14 protein-coding genes are annotated in these 19054 nt (G+C 73.0%); 4 read left to right on the top strand and 10 right to left on the bottom strand.

Annotation, left to right across the window (positions count from 1 at the left end):
* Positions 1–109: 109 nt before the first annotated feature.
* Positions 110–2662, bottom strand: coding sequence for a vitamin B12-dependent ribonucleotide reductase (locus R3E98_03120; protein MEZ4422377.1), 2553 nt, complete (start codon positions 2660–2662; stop codon positions 110–112).
* A 337-nt stretch (positions 2663–2999) separates the two neighbouring features.
* Between R3E98_03120 and R3E98_03115 the strand changes: the two genes are divergently transcribed.
* Entirely contained in the window at positions 3000–3416 is a 417-nt protein-coding gene (locus R3E98_03115) for a hypothetical protein (protein MEZ4422376.1), read from the top strand.
* Positions 3417–3492: 76 nt separating this feature from the next.
* Here the strand turns inward: R3E98_03115 and R3E98_03110 are convergent, their stop codons facing one another.
* Positions 3493–6510 (bottom strand): hypothetical protein, encoded by a 3018-nt coding sequence (locus R3E98_03110; GenBank protein ID MEZ4422375.1) that lies wholly within the window; start codon positions 6508–6510, stop codon positions 3493–3495.
* A gap of 46 nt (positions 6511–6556) precedes the next feature.
* On the opposite strand from R3E98_03110, the gene R3E98_03105 reads away from it, so the two are divergent.
* Positions 6557–7186 carry a hypothetical protein gene (locus tag R3E98_03105; protein ID MEZ4422374.1) on the top strand — a complete coding sequence of 210 codons (630 nt, stop codon included), beginning with the start codon at positions 6557–6559 and terminating at the stop codon, positions 7184–7186.
* On the opposite strand, the gene R3E98_03100 is transcribed toward R3E98_03105, so the two are convergent.
* From R3E98_03100 to murQ, 3 genes are read right to left on the bottom strand one after another with little or no spacing between them, the layout of a single operon-like run.
* A complete protein-coding gene (locus R3E98_03100) occupies positions 7141–8895 on the bottom strand; it encodes a hypothetical protein (protein ID MEZ4422373.1) in 1755 nt (584 codons plus the stop codon). The two genes, R3E98_03105 and R3E98_03100, sit on opposite strands and share 46 nt — an antisense overlap.
* Positions 8895–10046, bottom strand: coding sequence for an anhydro-N-acetylmuramic acid kinase (locus R3E98_03095; protein ID MEZ4422372.1), 1152 nt, complete (start codon positions 10044–10046; stop codon positions 8895–8897). Before R3E98_03095 ends, R3E98_03100 begins: the two co-directional genes overlap by 1 nt.
* Positions 10043–10942, bottom strand: a complete 900-nt coding sequence (gene murQ / locus R3E98_03090) for an N-acetylmuramic acid 6-phosphate etherase (GenBank protein ID MEZ4422371.1) — start codon at positions 10940–10942, stop codon at positions 10043–10045. Before murQ ends, R3E98_03095 begins: the two co-directional genes overlap by 4 nt.
* Before the next feature lie 279 nt (positions 10943–11221).
* On the opposite strand from murQ, the gene ggt reads away from it, so the two are divergent.
* The gene (gene ggt, locus R3E98_03085; protein MEZ4422370.1) at positions 11222–13003 is read left to right on the top strand and encodes a gamma-glutamyltransferase; all 1782 of its coding nucleotides are present in this window, start codon (positions 11222–11224) and stop codon (positions 13001–13003) included.
* Between the two features lie 9 nt (positions 13004–13012).
* Here the strand turns inward: ggt and R3E98_03080 are convergent, their stop codons facing one another.
* Both R3E98_03080 and R3E98_03075 read right to left on the bottom strand, forming a co-directional pair.
* A complete protein-coding gene (locus R3E98_03080; protein MEZ4422369.1) occupies positions 13013–13312 on the bottom strand; it encodes an FtsX-like permease family protein in 300 nt (99 codons plus the stop codon).
* 77 nt (positions 13313–13389) lie between these two features.
* Entirely contained in the window at positions 13390–14277 is an 888-nt protein-coding gene (locus R3E98_03075) for a hypothetical protein (GenBank protein MEZ4422368.1), read from the bottom strand.
* A gap of 103 nt (positions 14278–14380) precedes the next feature.
* On the opposite strand from R3E98_03075, the gene R3E98_03070 reads away from it, so the two are divergent.
* Complete coding sequence (locus R3E98_03070; GenBank protein MEZ4422367.1) at positions 14381–16150, top strand: ABC transporter ATP-binding protein; 1770 nt, start codon at positions 14381–14383, stop codon at positions 16148–16150.
* Positions 16151–16174: 24 nt separating this feature from the next.
* Here the strand turns inward: R3E98_03070 and R3E98_03065 are convergent, their stop codons facing one another.
* The 3 genes from R3E98_03065 to R3E98_03055 are packed head-to-tail and all read right to left on the bottom strand — an operon-like array spanning position 16175 to position 19049.
* The gene (locus R3E98_03065; GenBank protein ID MEZ4422366.1) at positions 16175–16774 is read right to left on the bottom strand and encodes a GNAT family N-acetyltransferase; all 600 of its coding nucleotides are present in this window, start codon (positions 16772–16774) and stop codon (positions 16175–16177) included.
* Between the two features lie 11 nt (positions 16775–16785).
* Positions 16786–17514 (bottom strand): cytochrome c biogenesis protein CcdA, encoded by a 729-nt coding sequence (locus tag R3E98_03060; protein MEZ4422365.1) that lies wholly within the window; start codon positions 17512–17514, stop codon positions 16786–16788.
* Positions 17511–19049, bottom strand: a complete 1539-nt coding sequence (locus R3E98_03055) for a phospholipase D-like domain-containing protein (GenBank protein MEZ4422364.1) — start codon at positions 19047–19049, stop codon at positions 17511–17513. Before R3E98_03055 ends, R3E98_03060 begins: the two co-directional genes overlap by 4 nt.
* Positions 19050–19054 lie beyond the last annotated feature (5 nt).

The raw sequence follows: 19054 nt of genomic DNA, 5'->3' as shown, positions 1-19054 counted from the left end.
CGAACGACGAAGCCCACCGCCCCACAGCGGGGACGATGGGCTTCGGATGCGTTCGCCGCGTCGTCCGAGGGGGACGACGACGCGCCTCAGTACACCACGACGCCGCGCATCAGCCGCACTCCGAGTAGCCGCAGACGTAGCACTTCACGCAGCCCTCTTCGTAGGCCAGCTGGCTGGCCGAGCAGGACGGGCACGCGCCCAGGAACGCGGGCGCAGTGGCCGCTGGCTTGGCGGGCGCCGGCGCGGGTGCGGGGCGCGTGGCCGCGATCGTGGGGCTGGGCACGCTGGCCAGCGGCAGGAGCTCCTCCTGCACGCCCTCCTTCTCTTCCAGGTAGCGCTCGATGGCCTGGGCGATGGCGTCCGGGGCGGACAGCACCTTGTTGGGCCCGATGCCCACCGCCCGATCGCAGGAGATGCCCCGCAGCTGGTCCCGCACCGCCGTGATGGGGATGCCCGAGCGCAGCGCCAGCGAGATCAGGCGACCGATGGCCTCCGAATCCGCCATGGCCGCTCCACCCGCCTTCCCGAGCGTGCAGAACACCTCGAACGGGCGGCCGCTCTCGTCCTCGTTGATGGTGACGTAGAGGTCACCCAGCGGGGAGTTCATCTTGACCGTACGGCCGCGCAGCAACGACGGGCGCTGGCGCTTGTGGCGGCTGGCCCGCGCGACCTCGTCGCGCTCCTCCTGCTCGGCACGATGCTGCTCGAGGAGCACGTGCAGCCGGTGGTTCTCCTCGCGCGCGTCCGCGAGCGCGTGCTCCAGCGTCATCAGCGCCTCGCTGGACGCCGCGGACGCGGGCTGCTCCTCCGTCTTCCCGGTCTTGCCGGTGGAGAGCACCTGCATGGGACGCGATCCGTCGCGGTAGACCGTCACGCCCTTGCAGTTCAGCGCGTAGGCCAGCTCGTAGATCTCGCGGACCTCGGCCTCGGTGGCCTCGAAGGGGAAGTTCGTGGTCTTGGAGATGGCGGAGTCCGTATGCTCCTGGAAGGCGGCCTGCATGCGGACGTGCCACTCGGGCGTGATGTCGTGCGCGGTGACGAACACCTGCTGCACGTCCTCGGGCACCTCCGGGAAGTGGATGTGACCTTCGGAGGCGATCCGCTCCATGAGCTCGTCGGAGTACCAGCCCTGCTCCTGGGCCAGCGCGACGAAGTCCTCGTTGACGTCCGGCATCATGGCGCCGGCCTGGTTGCGCATGAAGGCGACCGCGAAGAGCGGCTCGATCCCGCCCGAGCACCCGGCGAAGATGGAGATGGTGCCCGTGGGCGCCACGGTGGTGAGGTTGCAGTTGCGCATCCGGCGCAGCGGGCGCACGCGGCTGCCGTCGGCGCGACGGGCGGCCGTCTCGTCCGGGCCCCAGATCGAATCCGGCCACTCCGGGAAGACGCCACGCGTACGCGCGAGACGCTCCGACGCGACGCGGCTCTCCTCGTTCACGAAGGCCATCACGGTGCGGGCCAGCTGCACGCCGTCCTCCGAGGAGTAGGGCACGCCGAGCCGCACGAGCATGTCCGCCCACCCCATCACGCCCAGGCCGACCCGGCGGATGCGCTGCGCGAGGTCGTGGATCTCGGGCAGCGGATAGTGGTTGGCGTCGATGACGTTGTCGAGGAAGTGCGTGGAGAGGTGCACGACCCGCCGCAGCCCGTCCCAATCGATGCGCTCCTCCGGCAGCCCGTCCCGGGGCGCGTCCTTCCGGACGAACGTGCCCAGGTTGATGCTGCCCAGGTTGCACACGTCGTACGGGAGCAGCGGCTGCTCACCACACGGGTTGGTGGCCTCGTAGCTGCCCAGCGCCGGCACCGGGTTGTACTCGTTGGCGCGATCGATGAAGAAGACGCCCGGCTCTCCGGTGTTCCAGGCGCCGTGCACGATCATGTCGAAGATCTCGCGCGCATCCTCCTGGCCCACCACCTCACCATTGCGCGGGCTCAGCAGGTCGTACGAGCCGCCGTCCTGCACCGCCTGCATGAAGCGGTCGGTGATGGCGACCGAGATGTTGAAGTTGGTCACCTGCGACGTGTCTTCCTTGCAGGTGATGAACTCCCGGATGTCGGGGTGGTCGACGCGCAGGATGCCCATGTTGGCACCGCGGCGCGTACCGCCCTGCTTCACGACCTCCGTGCTGGCGTCGTACAGGCGCATGAAGGAGACCGGCCCCGACGCCACGCCCATGGTGGAGCGCACGGTGTCCCCGGTGGGGCGCAGCCGCGAGAACGCGAAGCCGGTGCCGCCGCCGGACTGGTGCACGAGGGCCATGGCGGACAGCGTGTCGTAGATCCCGTTCTTGCCGTTGGAGATGGCGTCCTCGACGGGAAGCACGAAGCAGGCGGAGAGCTGACCCAGCGGGCGGCCCGCGTTCATGAGCGTCGGGGAGTTGGGCTCGAACGTCCCCGTGGTCATCAGGTCGTAGAACTGGCGGGCAAGCTCCTCGACCGCGGCGTCGGACGCACCATACCGGCGGTCCTCCTCGGCGATCACGCGGGCGACCCGCCAGAACATGGTCTCGGGCTCCTCGATGGCGTTGCCGTCCTCGTCCTTCTTCAGGTAGCGGCGGGCCAGCACGATCCGGGCATTGTCGCTCAGCCGGGCAGGGGGGAGATCCTCGGGAAGGGTGTCATCGAAGATCCAGGGCTGGCGCGATACCCGGGGCGAGTTCATGGCTGGCGGTCTCCGAGGCTGTGGAAAAAATGTGTCGAATCCATCTGGAAAACCGTGGCCCCGGCGTGGAAAACCGTTGGGGGCCGCCCCACTCCGCCGTAGTCCTGTGGAAAGTCGCGGACCGAACAACGAGATGTAGAGGGACGCACAGAATAATGGCCCTATATATGGTAGTCAAGCCGACGAACAGGGGGGCCGGAAGGGCCTCCGGGAACGTGGCCTCATCCATGCATCCGTACCCGATCGGCGTCGTGTGGCCCCCATCGATCCGGGGTCCGCGTGGCGCCGGCGGCGTGCGGCACCCGAGCGAGCAGGCGGACATCCGAGGATGCGCTGGATGCGGAAGATCTTCGACGTGGGGCTCCCGATCACGGGCATGGTGCTCGTGTTCCTGGCCGCGCTGTGGGTCCAGGATCTCCAGCTCCGCGTCATCCTCATCCTGATCGGGCTGCTGCTCATCTGGGTGGGGGTGTGGAAGCTCGCCAACCCGCTCTATCCCAACGAGCGTCGCTTCCACGATCTGCGGCTCGAGGTGGACCGGTTCATCGCGCTCGTGCGCGACCTGAACCAGGCGGCCCTGCAGCAGCGCGTCACGGATTCCAGCGACGCGCAGGACCGGACCGCCTCCATCCTGGGCGCGATGCGCCGTTCCGTGGACCGCATGGCCGCCCTGGCGGGCCGGGAGCCGGGGGACCGCGAGCTGGACCCCGATCCCGACACGGTCCGCCCCTTCCAGTCGAGCACCAGCTTCTAGGTCGAGCACCCGCGTGTAACGGAGTGCACGACGTCGGCGACCCCACCTCGGGAGCGCCGACGCCCCGAAGGATCGATCAGAACGCGGTGCCCACGCGCAGCCAGACGCGGGCGCCGTCGCCGTCGACCAGAGGGAAGCCCACACCCGAGCGCACCCGCAGGACGTCCGTCCAGAACGGCACCCAATCGGAGACCAGCTCGGCGCCCACGGCGGCGAGCGTAGCGCGGCGGTCGTTCGCGAACGGCGCCTCGTCGGGCCCCCACGCGTTGCCCGCGTCGACGAAGAGGCTGCCGCCGACGCGCTCCAGGTAGAGCGGCCACGCACCCAGCCCCCGTCGCACCTCCGCGACCGGGAACCGGTAGTCGAGCGCGGCGCTCCAGGCCCGGGCCCCGAAGCGCGCGCCCGCAGGATAGCCGCGCACCGGGAAGAGGCGCGGCCGGCCGCCGAACAGCTCCAGCCCGCTCACCGACTCCGCCGCGCCGGTCGCGTCGCCCACGTCGAAGTGCAGATCGTCGGCACCGGGCCCGTCCGCGACGCCCGCGACGACCTGCAGCGCCAGCGCGTGGTGACCCCACCCCGGCAGCGCCGGGATGGCCTGGTAGCCCCGCACCCGGGCCACGACGTCGTCGAAGCTCCCGTCCAGGCCCGCACGTGCGGACAGGCTGTCGGCGAGCCCCACGGCGGAGCGGCGCCGTACACGCAGGAGCGCGCTCCACCCCGCTTCGGGTCCGGTCGAGAACGCGAAGGCGCGGGCGGTCGACCAGACGCCGGTGGCGCCCAGCTCCACGAAGCGCGCCTCCGGCACGCGCAGCCGGAACTCCTGTTCGGGCTCGAGCCCCTCGTCGAGCAGCGTGCGGTCCTGTTCGATCCAGCCGGCCCGTAGCGTCAGCGCACCCACAGAACGCCACCGGCGCCGCTCCAGCTCGACCGAGACGTCGGCGCGCCGGTCGCGCTCCACCGTGAAGAGCGTGGCGATCGTGGAATCCGCGCGCACGCCCGTGAGCCGACCCGCGTCGTGTGTCCAGGAGAGGTCGAGGCCCAGCACCGGGACGCCCAGCCCGGCGAACCGGTACGACGCGCCGGCCTCGAGGCGGGGCTCGTCCAGGTGCACCCGGGCGGTGGCCGACCAGGCATGCCGACCGACCACGTCGGCCCCCCCGGTGGACAGGCCCAGGGCCGGGCCGAGCACCTCGGTGTCCCCGAAGGAGACCGCCCGCGTGAAGGACGGCTCCCACCAGCGCGGCAGGGCGGTCCGCCAGGCGCGGTAGGGCCCTGCCGGAGCGTCCGCCCGCTCCTCCCAGGTGGCCGCCGCGGCCCGCCCGTCCCCGGCGCGGGCCACCAGGGCCGCGGGCGGCGCCCGATCGGGCTCGAACGCGAGGCGCTCGATACGCCACCCGTCGGCGTGATAGGCGGAGGCGAAGAGGTCGGCCCCTCGGGCGCCGACCTCCGGGTCGCGGAAGCCCAGGGCCGTGTGCGCCACCCGCCGGGGCGGGCCCACCTGCCCGGAGCCGGGATCGAACGGTGCCGCCACGATGGTGGGGATGCCGGTCCGGTCGGAGGCCCACACGAGCCAGCGACCGTCGGGACTCCAGGCCGGGGCATCGTCGCGGGCCCGGTCGGCCGTGACCTCGGTGGCCACCCGCCCGTCCGGGGTGAGCACCACGATGTCCAGCCGCGCTCCGGGCAGCCAGCGGGCCACGGCGATCCAGCGTCCATCGGGGCTGAACCGCGGCTCGGTCCAGAGTTCGTCGGCGCCGGCGGGGGAGAGCGGCGTCACGCTCCCGCTCCAGCGGTCCACGCGCACGAGCCGGTTGCCGCCGGAGCCGTCCTCCACCGCGATCACCGTGCGACCGTCCGGCGCCACGGTCGGGTGCGACAGACGCGCGTCGCGGGTGATGCGACGCACCCTGCCCTGTGCGTCCACCTCCCACAGGTCGCTGCGGATGCGGTAGGGATCGGTGTACTCGAGCTGGGCGAAGACGACGTGGCCGTCGGGCGTCCAGGCGAGCGTGGCCAGCCCGTTGGTGCGCGTCAGGCTGCGGTCGGCTCCGGTGGCCAGATCCACCATCCGGATCTGCGTGTCGCTCCGCCCGTCCGAGCGGGCGTAGGCGAGGCGTCGCCCATCCGGCGACACGCGGGCGGACATGGACACGCGTGCGCTCTTCCCCACCGCCGTGCCAGCGCTGAAGGGCGCCTCTGCGGACAGGCTGCGCTCCGTGGCGCGCGCCTCGGCCACCGTCGCCTCCCGCCATGCGCGCCAGGCCTCGGAGACGCTCACGCCGAACGCGCCCTTCCCGGCCGCGTCCAAGCGGTATGGCACCCATTGCCGGGCCGTCGCGTCCACGAACGCCGGGATGGCGTCGGCGCCGTAGCGTTCGACCACGAAGTCGAAGAAGCGCGAGCCGTAGAGATAGGGGCGATCGCCGGCCGGCCAGTTGGGGGAGCGGCCCGACGCCCGATCGAGGGTCTCGAGCGCGCCCTCCAGCGCCGCCGTGCGCACCACCATCTCGTGCTCGCTGCCGTGCAGGCGCCCGGCATCGGTGAGGGTGGACTCGTAGAGCGTGGGCAACCCCTCCACGACCCACTGCGGCTGGGCGATGCCGGGAAAGAACGGCCAGGTGCCCGGGTAGCGCCCCACGACGCCGCGGGCCAACCGACCCAGCCAGCCCGAGCGGTCCAGGTGGAAGACGTGGGCCAGCTCGTGCGAGAGCACCAGCTCCAGCCAGTCGTCGAAATACTGGAGGGTCTCGTCGTCCACGGGCGGCCGGGCGTAGACGGTGATGCGCTTCCAGGGGGTGACGCTCGCGAACCCGTTGGAGACGTCCACGTGGTCGGTGACCACGAGCTCGATGGGAGACGTCGGCGCCCACCCGAGCAGCCCGGACAGGCCGGCGTGCGCACGCTCGGCCCGGTCGGCCGCCCGGCGCGCCGTCTCCTCCAGCGCAGCCGGGAAGCTCACCCGGAAGTGCTCGGTGTCCAGCGTGCGCCAGGCCTCGTCGGGCGCCTGGCCCGCGAGCGCGACCGCCAGGACCGCGTGCAGCAGCAGGACCCGCGCGCCGACCGCTCCCCCGCTCCGCACCGGGCGCCTTGTCAAACGGGTCCGGCCGCGCGAGGGTTCGCTATCCCTGCCTGGAAGTGCGATGTCCGACTCCCGCTCCATCTGGTTCCGTCTCGGTTATGCGCTCGAGCGCACGCGGCGCGCACCCGCGCCCCGTCTGCGCGCGCTCACCGAGCGCCGCCCCGCCCGCGCGTCCCAAGCTACGGAGGACGAGGAGCCGGCGGGAGCGTCCGAGCTCCCCACCCTGCTCCGCGACCTGGGCCTGGGCCTGCTGCTCAAGGCGGGCGCCAAGCACGCGCGGCCGGAGTTCCGCGCCGCGCTGACCGGCGCCCTCGCGGCCGGGTCGGCCCAGGCGGTCATCAGCCTCCTGCGGGGGGGCCAGATCGACGTCGAAGAGCTCCGTGACGACGTGGTGCGGGGCGCGGCGGTCGGGATGGCCTACGCGGCCTTCCTGGGCCCGTGGCTCCCCGGCCCCGCCCTGCTGCGCGGCGCGCTGCTCGGACTGGGCACCTGGTCGGCCCGCGGCGCCGGTGGGGCGCTCGAGCTGCTCGGGCCGCTGGGGCCGCATCACCGGGTGCCCGGGCTGGCCGCCCTGTTCGACGTGGACACGCCCGAGCCGGACACGCTCACCGAGCACCTGCTCTTCGGCGTGACCTTCGCCGCGCTCTACCGGTCGAGACGGGTGAGCAGCGGGATCTCGGGAGAGGAATAGGGCGCCACGGTCGGCGCCTCCGCTCTGCGGTAGTCCTCGGGACAGAAGCGGATGGTGAGGCTGGTCGCACCCTCGACCGTCTCCGAGCGGCCGCGCAGGTTGCGCCGCTCGGGCGGCTGCACGCCGAGCAACTGGGTCTGGATCCCCTGCTCGTCCCCGCCGAAGCCCACCAGCGCGCAGAACGCACCGGGATGCTGGTGCACCGACGGGATCAGGTACAGGCTCCCGAGGTTGTCGAGGTAGTCGATGAGCGCGTAGCGCGCGCCGGCGGCGTCCGCCGCGGACAAGAGCGTATCCGCCGATTCGACCAGAGGGTACGTGCGTGACTGCACCTCGCTCAGGACGTAGAAGATGCGCGGCTTGCGCGTGAGCACCACCGAGCCCTCCGGCAGCCCCACGGAGACCCAGCGCGCGGCCGTCACGAACTCCCGCATGCGCGGCTGATAGCAGCCGTAGGGACCGCCCTCGGCGACGCGCTCGGTGCACAGCTCCGACTGGGCGGCGTACGAGCGCCAGGTCTGCAGACCGGGCAGCCAGAGCAGGAAGACCGCGAAGCCACCCACCACGAGCGGCGCCTGCGGATGCAGGCGCCGCGTGCCGGCCGACAACGCCTCGGCCGCATACAGCAGCACGAGCGGGAAGAGCGGCAGCGCGAAGCGGTCGCCCGACCAGACCACGGGCCACAGCAGGATGAGCCCGAGGTAGAGCGGCGCGAAGAGCTCGACCACACCGGGCCGCCGCAGGCGCCGCCCCCACCCCACCAGGGCCAGGACGGCCAGCACGGTACCCAGCAGAGCGGTCATGGGACCGCGCCGGCCGGTGAGCCCGGCGGGGATGGCCGAGCCCAGGTAGAGCCGGGTGTTCTCGAAGACGCGGGTGATCAGGTCGCCCGGGCCGGCCCGCCCGAGGGACGGGTCGTACGGGTTGATCATCCAGAACTCCGAGACGTACCCGGGCGCGCCTGCCCGGGCGGAGCGCACCGCCCACAGGGCGGCGGGCAGCGCGAACGCCACCGCCACCAGCGCCAGCGCCCGCCAGCGACGCTGCAGCGCCAGCCACAGCACCAGGGCCGCGACGAGGGGCAGACCGGCCGAGCGCGTGAAGTAGGCCAGCAGCGCCATGGCGGTACCCACGGCGAGCCAGCGGGCGTCGAAGCGAGCCAGGGGGGTCGCGTCCCCTCCGCTGTTCGCCTCCGCCGGCGGATCCGCCCCGCTCCCGACCGGACCGAGCGGCCGGACGCGGTCCAGGGCGACCAGACCCGCCAGGGTCAGCACCAGGAACATGGGGTCGGAGAGGATCCACTGGCTCGCGTAGAGCAGCGCATCCGAGAACGCCAGCACCACGGCGACGGCGAGCGCAGCGTAGACGCCGGCGCGCCGCCGCACGAACGCAAACGACAGTCCGACCGCGAGGACCGTGAACAGCGCGCTCGACGCCTTCAGCGCCGTCCAGGTGCGGGCACCGGCCGCGATCATTGCCGCGAGCACGAGCGGGAAGCCGGGAGGATACTTGGTGTGCGCCGGCTCTCCGGGCTCCCACAGCTCCAGGTAGGCGCCGCGGTCCACGAGGGAGTACGCGAGCGCGATGTAGCCCGCGTTGTCCCCGCCGGAGTGCGGCGACGGATTGGCCACCTGCACCACCAGGAAGGTCTCGAGCACCAGCACGAAGACCAGGCCGGCGAGCGCCAGCCAGCGCGGAGGCGTGCGCATCAGCGCAGCGCCCGCCCGGGCGTCCAGGATCCGAGCAGACGGGGTCCGGCTGCGCCGGTGGCGCCGACCTCGTTGCCGGCCACCACGTTCTGGAAGGCCCACGCCAACACGGCGAAGCCGATCGCCTCGCGCGCGTCCGGATCCATCCCCACCGCGCGGGCCGGGACGACCGGGAGCGGGGCCAGCGCGGACGCGATCGCGGCCACCAGCGTCGGGTTGTGCGCGCCACCGCCCACGAGCACCAGGTCGTCCACACCGCGGGGCAGCACCCAGCGCCGCAGGGCGTCCCCGACGCTGCGCGCGGTGAGCGCGGTCAGGGTGGCGACCAGGTCGTCCCAGGCCTGCACATCCGTCGGCTGCAGACGTTCCGCGAGCGCCTGCACGTACGGGCGGCCGAACACCTCCCGGCCGGTCGAGCGCGGCGGCTCGGTGGCGAAGAACGGGTGCGACATCAGCTCGTCCAGCAGCGAGGCATCGACGTGACCGCGCGCGGCCCGGCGTCCATCCCGATCGTACGTCGCGCGGCCGGCGCTGGCCAACTCCACCGCGGCGTCGATGAGCGCATTGCCGGGACCGGTGTCGAAGGCGAGCAGGTCGTGGCGGGCGTCGCGGCGGGGAGGGATCCAGGTCACGTTGCCCATGCCCCCCAGGTTCTGCACCGCCCGTCCGCCGTCCGCGGCGAGCAGCAGGCGGTCCGCGAAGCAGACCAGGGGTGCGCCGTGTCCGCCGGCGGCCACGTCGCGCGCGCGCAGATCGGAGACGACCGGGATGCCGGTGCGCTCGGCGAGCGTGGCCGGGTCGCCGAGCTGGAGCGTGGCGCCCCGGCGCTCCGCGGTCGGGGGCTCGTGCCACACCGTCTGCCCGTGGGAGCCGATCGCGGCGACGTCGGACGGATCCACGCCGGCCTCGTCCAGCAGCGCCAGCGTGGCGCGCGCGAACGCCTCGCCCAGGTCCACGTGCAGACGGCAGAGCGACGCGGGCGTGCCCGTCTCGGTGGCCGCCGCGATGCGCGCGCGCTCCTCGACGCTCCAGGGGTCGGAGCGGAACGCGCGCACGTGCCAGCGCAGATCGGCCGCGGTGCCCTCCAGATCCACGAGGACGGCGTCGATCCCGTCGAGCGAGGTGCCGCTCATGAGCCCCACGTAGTTCACGGCCGCTCCTCCACGATGCGGGCCAGCACGCCGCCGGCGTCGGCGAGCAGCGCGCGCGCACCCGCGGCGTCCACGCCGCGCCGGTGCATGACGATGGCGATCTTGACGCGGCCGTGGGCCTCCTCGAGGAGGCGCTGCGCCTCGTCGGCGTCCACGCCCAGCGTGGTCATCAGGATGCGCTCGCCCCGGTCCTGCAACTTCTGGCACGTCACCTGGAGGTCCACCATCAGGTTCCCCCACACCTTGCCGCTGCGCACCATGGCCGCGGTGGTCAAGGTGTTGAGCACGAGCTTGGTGGCCGTGCCCGCCTTCATGCGCGTGGAGCCCGTGATGACCTCGGGGCCGACCAGCGGCGCGATGACCACGTCGTGGAGGGCGCGCAGCGCCTCGGACGGCGGTGTGCAGAGCAGGAATCCGGTGCGGGCGCCGCGCGCGCGTGCCCGCGCGAGCGCGCCGTGCACGTACGGCGTGGTGCCGGAGGTGGCGATGCCCAGCACGAAATCGTCCGGGCCCACGCCCCGCTCGTCGATGGCGGCGGCCCCGTCCTCCGGATGGTCCTCGGCACCCTCCTGCGCCCGCACGAGCGCCGCGTGCCCCCCCGCGATGATGCCCTGCACGAGCGTGGGATCGGTGCCGTACGTCGGGGGCATCTCGGCCGCGTCCAGGACGCCCAGCCGGCCGGACGTGCCCGCGCCCACGTAGAAGAGGTGCCCGCCCCGCGCGAAGCTGTCGACGATCAGATCCACCGCCCGCGCGATCGCCTGGCGCTCCTGCCCCACCGCCTCGGCGACGCGTCGGTCCTCGGCGTTGATCAGGTCCACCACGCCCTGGGTGTCCAGCGTGTCGATGCGCGTGGAGGCTGGATTGCGCTGTTCGGTGAGCCGTTCGTCCAGCATGGGGCCGCGGGCACGGGAATGCCCGGGCGTCTCCCGGGCCGCTCCAAGGTAGTGCGAACCGGTTGGGGGGAGCACCCGCGCCTCCGGGGCGAGCCGCCCGGAGCCTGGCACCGGCCCACCGACCGGGCGCGCTTGCGCCCCGTCCGGGCCTGCTCCCCTACGCCCCGCGCGTGGTTGCGCCCCGTCCGGGCGAGCGCCCCTACCCACCGCACGCGGTTGCGCCCCGTCCGGGCGCGCCCCCTACTTGGGGAGACACCCGCCCATCCCGTGAGGACCCACGTGACCCGACGCGCGTCGCCGCTCCGTCTCGCCCCCGTGCTCGCCCTTCCGCTGCTGCTGCTCGCCTGCGGACGCGAAGCGCCCTCCGGCACGGTCGCGGGCTTCCCGGACGACTGGCTCTACCCGCACGACGTGACGCCCGTGCTGGCGGACAACGGCATGGTGGTCTCCACGGACTCCATCGCCTCCACGGTGGGCGTCGAGATCCTGAAGGCCGGGGGCAACGCGGTGGACGCGGCCGTGGCCACCGGATTCGTGCTGGCCGTCGTGAACCCCGAGGCGGGCAACATCGGCGGCGGGGGCTTCATGGTGCTGCGCATGGCGGACGGAAACGCCTACGCCCTCGACTACCGCGAGAAGGCCCCCGCGGCCGCCACGCGGGACATGTACCTGGACGCGCAGGGCAACCTCACCGACGCGTCGGTGGTCGGCCACCTGGCCAGCGGGGTGCCGGGCTCGGTGGCCGGGCTGTGGGCCGCCCACCAGCGGTTCGGCCTCCTGCCGTGGGCGGACGTCGTGCAGCCGGCCATCGACCTGGCCCAGGGCTTCCCCCTGCACCGCCGCCTGGCCGGCGGACTCGACTACAGCCGCGAGGCGCTGTCGCGGTTCCCCGCCACGGCCGCGCAGTTCCTGCCCGGCGGCGCCCCTCCCGCGCTCGGTGCTCCTTTCGCGCAGCCCGACCTCGCGCGCACGCTCACGCGCATCCGCGATCAGGGGCCCGACGGCTTCTACCGCGGCGAGACGGCCGACCTGATCGTGGCCGAGATGGAGCGGGGCGGCGGCATCATCACGCACGAGGACCTCGCGGCCTACGAGCCCGCCTGGCGGGAGCCCATCGGCTTCACGTACCGCGGCTTCTCGCTGCTGTCGATGCCGCCCTCGTCGTCGGGCGGCGCCACGCTGGCGGAGATCGCGAACCTGGTCGAGCCGTACGACCTGCGCGCGTCGGGCTGGCACTCGCCCGAGGCCTTGCACGTGTATATCGAAGCGGCGCGGCGCGCCTTCTCGGACCGCAACGAGTACCTCGCCGATCCCGACTTCGTGGAGATGCCGCTCGAGCGTCTGACCTCGAAGGCGTACGCGACCGAACGGGGCGCCGACATCTCGCTCGCGCGCGCCACGCCCTCCAGCGCGGTCGGGCCCGGCCTGGGCCCCGCGCAGCGCGGCACCCAGACGACGCACTACTCGGTGGTGGACGCGAACGGCAACGCCGTCGCCACGACGACCACCATCAACTCGTGGTACGGCAGCGGGGTCACGGTCGCGGGCGCCGGCTTCCTGCTCAACAACGAGATGGACGACTTCGCCGCGAAGCCCGGCACGCCGAACCAGTTCGGCCTGGTGCAGGGAGAGAACAACGCCATCGAGCCCGGGAAGCGCATGTTGTCCGCCATGACGCCGACCCTCGTGCTGGACCCGGACGGGCGGCTGTTCCTGGTGACGGGCACACCGGGCGGCTCGACGATCATCACGACGGTCTTCCAGATGATCTCCAACGTGATCGACCACGGGATGAACGTGGCGCAGGCCGTCAACGCGCCGCGGGTGCACCACCAGCACCTGCCCGACGTCGTGGTCTACGAGCACGGCGGCCTGACCGCGGAGACCGTGGCGGCGCTGGAGGCGCTCGGACACCGCCTGCAGGAGCGGGAGGCCGGGGAGACCGACGCCTACTTCAGCGGGGGTGTGTCGGGCGACGTGCAGGCCATCCTGGTGGGGCCGACCGGAGCGCTACAGGGCTGGTCCGATCCGCGCCGCGGAGGACGTGCGGTCGGCTGGTAGGCGCGCGGCTCAGCGTCGGACCAGCTCCCGGGCGGCGTCGACGCGCGTAGCGCGCCGCAGCGGCAGTCCGGCCGCTGCGGCCGCCAGCCCCACCACGCCGGCGGCCGCAGCCACCACGGCCAGCGGGTCGTAGGGGGAGACGCCGTACAGCAGGCCCCGCAGCGCGCGGGAGACGCTCCACGCGGCCGGCACCCCGACCGCCAGACCGGTCCCCACCAGCAGCGCGGCGTGGCGGCCGACCCAGCGCAGGATCTCGGTCGGCTCGGCGCCCAGGGCCATGCGCAGCGCGATCTCCCCCCCGGAGGGCAAGCGGGGGTCCCGACGCGAAGAGGGGCCGGCGACCCGACGGGTCACCGGCCCCCTGGCCTTCCTTGGCGCGGAGCGGGCTACGAGATCAGACGGACCGGCCGTTTGAGCTCGATCTCGACCAGCGCGCCCTCCGGCAAGCGGGCGTGGCCGTCCCGGGTCCCGGCCGCCACCGCGGCACCCGCGGCGGCGCCGACGACGGCGCCCTTCACGGCGTCCTTGCTGCGCCCGCCCAGGATGCGGCCCAGGATGGCCCCCGCCGCTGCACCCCCCGCCACCTTGGCGGCGGTCTCGCCCCCCGAGTCGCGCGTGCCCGCCTCGACATCGGCATAGAGCACGTCGGCGTCGATCGGCAGCTCGACGCCGTCGACCACGACGGCCTCGAAGCCGATGGCCAGCGTGGCCGGCGCATCCGACGACGCGCTCGCGTCGCTCTGCAGCACGCGGCCACGTACGCGGGCCCCGGCCGGGAGCAGGATCAGGCCGTTCTCACCCAGCACGTCGTCCACGATCCGCGCCCAGAAGACGTCCCCGACGCGGGAGCGCTCGGTGTCGAGCGTGGATTCGGTCCGCAGGTCCATGCGCGTGCCGGCGGCCACCGCCAGCGGCTCGTCCTCGGGGACGGGCGCGGGATCGACACGCGAGCCTTCCGGATCGGTCGCCGTCAGGACCGGCTCCTCGGTCCGGGGGGCGTGTGTGGGCGGCTCGCTCGACGGCACCGTGTTCCGCCTGACGGGCGGAGGCGGCGCGGGCTCGCGCTTCTCCACCACCGGCTCGGGCACCACGGCCGGAGCCACCGGGGCCGCGCCCTGGGCCAGGTCGCTGGCCACATCGGGCTCACGCGGCTCGACCGCCGCCGCGGGCGGGCCCGCTTCCGCATTCGCCGAACGCGTCTCGGATCCGCACGCCACCATCCCCACCGCACCGATCAACGCCAGCGCCGATGTCCATCGACTCCCTGCGCGCATCGTCCTTGCCTCCGTTGAACCCCGGATCCGTCCCGGGAACCTGTTCGTCTCCGCCGGGTCGACGCATCCACGCCCTCTCCCGGATACACCCGCTGCCCTCTCCATGAGCCACCTCCGCGCCGTCCTCCCCTACTTCCGTCCCTACCGGCGCGGCATGGCCCTGGGGCTCTTCCTGGTCGTGCTGGCGAACGTCTTCCAGACCGTGCAGCCCTGGCTGGTCAAGCTCGCCGTCGATGCGCTGGGCGATTCCGGCACCACGCCGGCCGATCTGCTGCGCCTCGCCGGTCTGCTGGTCCTCGCCGCCCTCCTGGGCGGTGCGGCCCGCTACGGCATGCGCGAGCTGCTGAACGGCGTCAGCCGCCGCATGGAGTGCGATCTGCGCGACGACCTCTTCGCGCATCTCCAGCGCCTCGACGCCTCCTTCTTCGGCAAGTACCGGACCGGGGACCTGATGACGCGGGCGGCGCAGGATACGTCCGCCGTCCGCATGGCGGTGGGGCCCGCCATCATGTACGCCGTCAACACGATCGTGGGCTTCGCCTTCGGCCTGACGCTCATGCTGTGGATCAGTCCCCGGCTCACCGCCTGGGCTCTGGTGCCCATGGTGCTGCTCCCCGTCTCTGTCCTCTTTTTCGGACGGATCATCCACCGCCGCTACGAGCAGATCCAGGAGCAGCTCTCCACGCTCTCCACCATGGTGCAGGAGAACCTGACCGGGGTGCGCATCGTGCGCGCCTACGTACAGGAGGATGCGCAGCGTGCCCGCTTCGGCGAGCTCAACCGCGAGTACATGCAACGCAACGTCGACCTGGTGCGCGCCTCGGGGTTGTTCCACCCCCTGCTCTCGCTGCTCGCCGGCGGCGGCATCGTGATCGTCCTGTGGGTGGGCGGCCTGGAGATCATCGCCGGCCGGATCACCATCGGGGACTTCGTCGCCTTCGTGACGTACCTGGGCATGCTGACCTGGCCGCTGATCGCGCTCGGGTGGGTCGTCAACCTGTTCCAGCGCGGCGCGGCCTCCATGGGGCGCCTGAACCGCATCCTGGCCCTGCACCCCGCCATCGACACCGCGGCCGACGCCGTCCCCCTGCCCGACGGCCCGCTCACGCTCGAGTTCCGGGGCGTGGGCTTCCGCTATCCCGACACCGAGCGGGTCGTGCTGGACGACGTGAGCTTCCGCGTCGAGCCCGGCATGCGCGTCGCGGTGGTGGGCCCCACGGGCTCCGGGAAGAGCACGCTGGTGTCGCTGCTGCCCCGGCTCTACGACCCCACGGACGGGGAGATCCTGCTGAACGGCATCCCGCTGCCGCGCTACGACCTGCACGCGCTACGACACGCGATCGGCTTCGTGCCCCAGGACGCCTTCCTGTTCTCGACGTCCATCCGGGCCAACCTGGCGCTGGGCCTGGACGCCGGGCAGCCCGACACGGAGGCGCGCGTGGAGGACGCGGCGCGCGTGGCGCAGCTGGACGAGACCGTGCGCGACTTCCCGCGCGGCTACGACACCGCGCTGGGCGAGCGCGGCATCAACCTCTCGGGCGGACAGAAGCAGCGGGCCACGCTCGCACGCGCGCTGGCGCGCGATCCGCGCATCCTCGTGCTCGACGACGCGCTGAGCGCCGTGGACACGCACACGGAGGCGCGCATCCTCACCGACCTCAAGGACGTGCTGGCCGGCCGCATCTCCTTCATCATCTCCCACCGGGTCTCGGCGGTGATGGACGCGGACCTGATCCTGGTCCTGGACGACGGGCGGATCGTGGAGCGCGGTGCCCACGCGGACCTGCTCGCGCGGGGCGGCACGTACGCGCGCCTGCACCGACGCCAGCTCCTGGAGGAGGACCTGGATCCGGGGTTGGCGCGCGCAGGCTGACCGGGCGACCGACGGGCTGCGCCGTCAGCGGGCGTCCCGGTACAGGCACCACGTGGTGAGCGTGTCCACGCGCGCCTCGGAGACCACGGCGAAACCCGCCCGGGCATAGAAGGCCAGGTTGTCCGGATCCTCCGTGCTCAGGCACACGCCGTCGTATCCGCCCGCGCGCGCCAGCTCCCGCACGTGGTCCAGCAGGGCGAGGCCGTACCCCCGTCCCTGCCACTCCGGGCGCACCCCCACCATGCCCACGAAGAGGTGGTGGGAGGCGGGCTCGTTCGCATCGCTGGCCGCCTCGAAGCGCTGCATGCGCTCGAACGCCGCGTTGCCGATCAGGGCGCGCAGCGCGGCGAGCTCCCGGCGCGCGATGGCCTCGTCCCAGGGACCGGGCTCGCTCACCAGGATGGCGGCGCGCATGGACTCGGGACCGCGCAGCGCCAGCACCGGCCACCCCTGGAGGAAGCGCCGGTCCACGTAGTAGCCGACCAGCGCGCGCAGGTGCGCGTCGGACGCGTCGTCGGCGCGCTCCCCCAACACGAAGCGCATCACGGGATAGCCGCGGAACGCGGAGACCAGCGTGTCCACCACCGCCTCGCGCTCGGCGCGCGCACAGGTCTGGACCTGCACGGGCGGTCGGCTCAGATCCGGTCCAGCAACCACCCGGGCGTGAGGCGCACCAGGTAGTTGGACAGGACGCTGAAGGTCCCCGTGAGGAGAAGCAGTCCCAGCACCACCAGGAGCGCGCCCGACAGCCGCTCCACCCAGGACAGCACGCCGCGGAAGCGGCGGAAGCCCTGGAGGAAGCGGTCGAGCGCGAGGGCGGACAGCAGGAACGGGACGGCCAGCCCCGCCGAGTACACGAACAGGAGCCCCACCCCGGACCAGAACGTCTCGGACGTCCCGGCCAGCGTGAGCACACCCCCCAGGACCGGCCCGATGCAGGGCGTCCAGCCCGCCCCGAACGCGGCGCCCACGCCCAACGTGCCCAGCACACCAGCCGGGCGCTCCGCGAGGTGCAGGCGCTTCTCGCGCAGGAGCGGGGTGAGACGGAAGATCCCCATGAGGTGCAGCCCCAGCACGACGAGCAGCACCCCACCCAGCCGCGCCACCCACACCTCGTAGGCCCGGAAGAACTGGCCCAGGAACGAGGCGCTGGCCCCGAGCAGCACGAACACGAGCGTGAAGCCGGCCACGAAGAGCAGGGAGTGCAGGAGCGTGGCCCGGCGGTCCACGCCCTCCTTCAGGTCCTCCAGGCTCATCCCGGTCACGAAGGACAGGTAGCTCGGGACCAGCGGCAGCACGCACGGCGACAGGAAGCTCAGGATCCCCGCGCTGAAGGCCACCAACACGCCGACGGATTCGTTCACTCGCGTACGTCCTCCAGGATCTCCCGGCGCGCACGCCGGGCCTGCAGCAGCGCGCGCAGGCCCGTCGTCACCCCGACCCAACCCAGCAGGGCCGCGACCACCCACCCCGCGATATGCGGGGCCAGCGCGGCCAGGATGGCCAATACGACGAGCGCCGCCGCCGTGGTCATGAGCACGGTGCGGTTCTCGCGATCCAATGTGCGGCGGCCGGCGATCGCGTCCAGCGTGGCCGAGCCCGCGCGCACCAGGCTCGCGAGCCCCGTCCCCGCCTGGCCCGGGCCCGAGCGCCGCCAGCGGTCCAGGCGGTCCTGGAAGTCGAGCGGCTCCAGCGTGGACGTGCGCGGCTGCAGCGCCCGCTCGGCGGAGGGGTGATGCGTGGTCGGCTCCCGCCGCCGCGGGAGCACGATCTCCACCGCGCTGGCCAGGTCGGCCAGGAAGAGGGCCTCCAGCGCGCGCGCCAGGTCCGCGTCCAGGATGCCGGCGTCGATCTCCCAGTTCCCGAGCAGGCTGGCGGCGTTCAGGTTGCTCGACCCCACGCGGCACCAGATCCCGTCGGCGACGGCCGTCTTGGCGTGGATCATGGGCCCCTGCCACTCGAAGATGCGCACGCCGGACTCCAGGAGGGTCCGGTAGCCGGAGCGCACGAGCGAGCCCACCCAGGGCCAGTTGTTGTGGGCCGGCACCAGCACGCGCACGTCCACGCCGTCGCGCGCGGCGGCCATCAGGCCTTCCGCCACCGGGCGCGGCGTCACGAAGTAGGGGTCGGTGATCCAGATGCGCTCGCGCGCCGTGGCGGCGATGAGCTGCACCGCGCGATACACGCGCGTCCGCCAGGGAACGCCTTCGATCAACCAGACCGGCGTGTCGCCCACGTGGGGCACCAGCGCCGGGTCGCGCATCAGGCGTTCGGGCACCGGCTCGCCCATCAGGGCCCAGATCTGCTCGAAGGCGCCGGCCGCGACGGCGGCCGCCGGTCCGCGCATCTCCACGCCGGTGTCCCGCCAGGGTGGCTCCAGCTCCGACCCCGCCCACTCCTGACCCACGCAAAAGCCACCGATGAATGCGACCTCGCCGTCCACGCACACGAGCTTGCGGTGATCGCGCTGCAGCAGCCCGAACGGGTCGCCGAAGGACGGCGGGTTGTATGCGCGCACCTCCACGCCGGCCTTGTGGAACGGGCGCCAGTAGCGTCGGGGCGTGGCCCAGCAGCCCATCCAATCGTAGAGCACCCGTACCTCGACCCCGGCCTCGGCCCGCTCGATGAGCGCGTCGCGGAAGCGTCGGCCCACGGGATCGTTGCGCAGGATGTAGTTCTCGAAGTGGATGAACGAGCGCGCCTTGTGGATGGCCTCCAGCCACAGGTCGAACGTGAGCGGGCCATCGAACTGCAGCGAGACGCGGTTCCCGAGCGTGAGTCGCGCGCCCGTGGCCCGCTCCATGGCCCGCCGGATGGCCTCGCCGGGTGCCCCCATGAGCACCGACGGAGACCGCTCGGCCTCGAAGCCGTTCGGGTCGGGCGCGGACTCGGTCGTCATCGGCC

This window comes from Gemmatimonadota bacterium (genome assembly GCA_041390125.1).
Taxonomy (GTDB): domain Bacteria; phylum Gemmatimonadota; class Gemmatimonadetes; order Longimicrobiales; family Gaopeijiaceae; genus JAGQIF01.
Note: the sequence above shows the minus strand (reverse complement) of the source record. Positions and strands in the feature narration are given on the sequence as shown.

Coding starts and splice junctions, on each gene's coding strand:
- R3E98_03120 (MEZ4422377.1), bottom strand. CDS start 2,662: ATGAACTCGCCCCGGGTATCGCGCCAGCCCTGGATCTTCGATGACACC.
- R3E98_03115 (MEZ4422376.1), top strand. CDS start 3,000: ATGCGGAAGATCTTCGACGTGGGGCTCCCGATCACGGGCATGGTGCTC.
- R3E98_03105 (MEZ4422374.1), top strand. CDS start 6,557: ATGTCCGACTCCCGCTCCATCTGGTTCCGTCTCGGTTATGCGCTCGAG.
- R3E98_03100 (MEZ4422373.1), bottom strand. CDS start 8,895: ATGCGCACGCCTCCGCGCTGGCTGGCGCTCGCCGGCCTGGTCTTCGTG.
- murQ (MEZ4422371.1), bottom strand. CDS start 10,942: ATGCTGGACGAACGGCTCACCGAACAGCGCAATCCAGCCTCCACGCGC.
- R3E98_03075 (MEZ4422368.1), bottom strand. CDS start 14,277: ATGCGCGCAGGGAGTCGATGGACATCGGCGCTGGCGTTGATCGGTGCG.
- R3E98_03070 (MEZ4422367.1), top strand. CDS start 14,381: ATGAGCCACCTCCGCGCCGTCCTCCCCTACTTCCGTCCCTACCGGCGC.
- R3E98_03055 (MEZ4422364.1), bottom strand. CDS start 19,049: ATGACGACCGAGTCCGCGCCCGACCCGAACGGCTTCGAGGCCGAGCGG.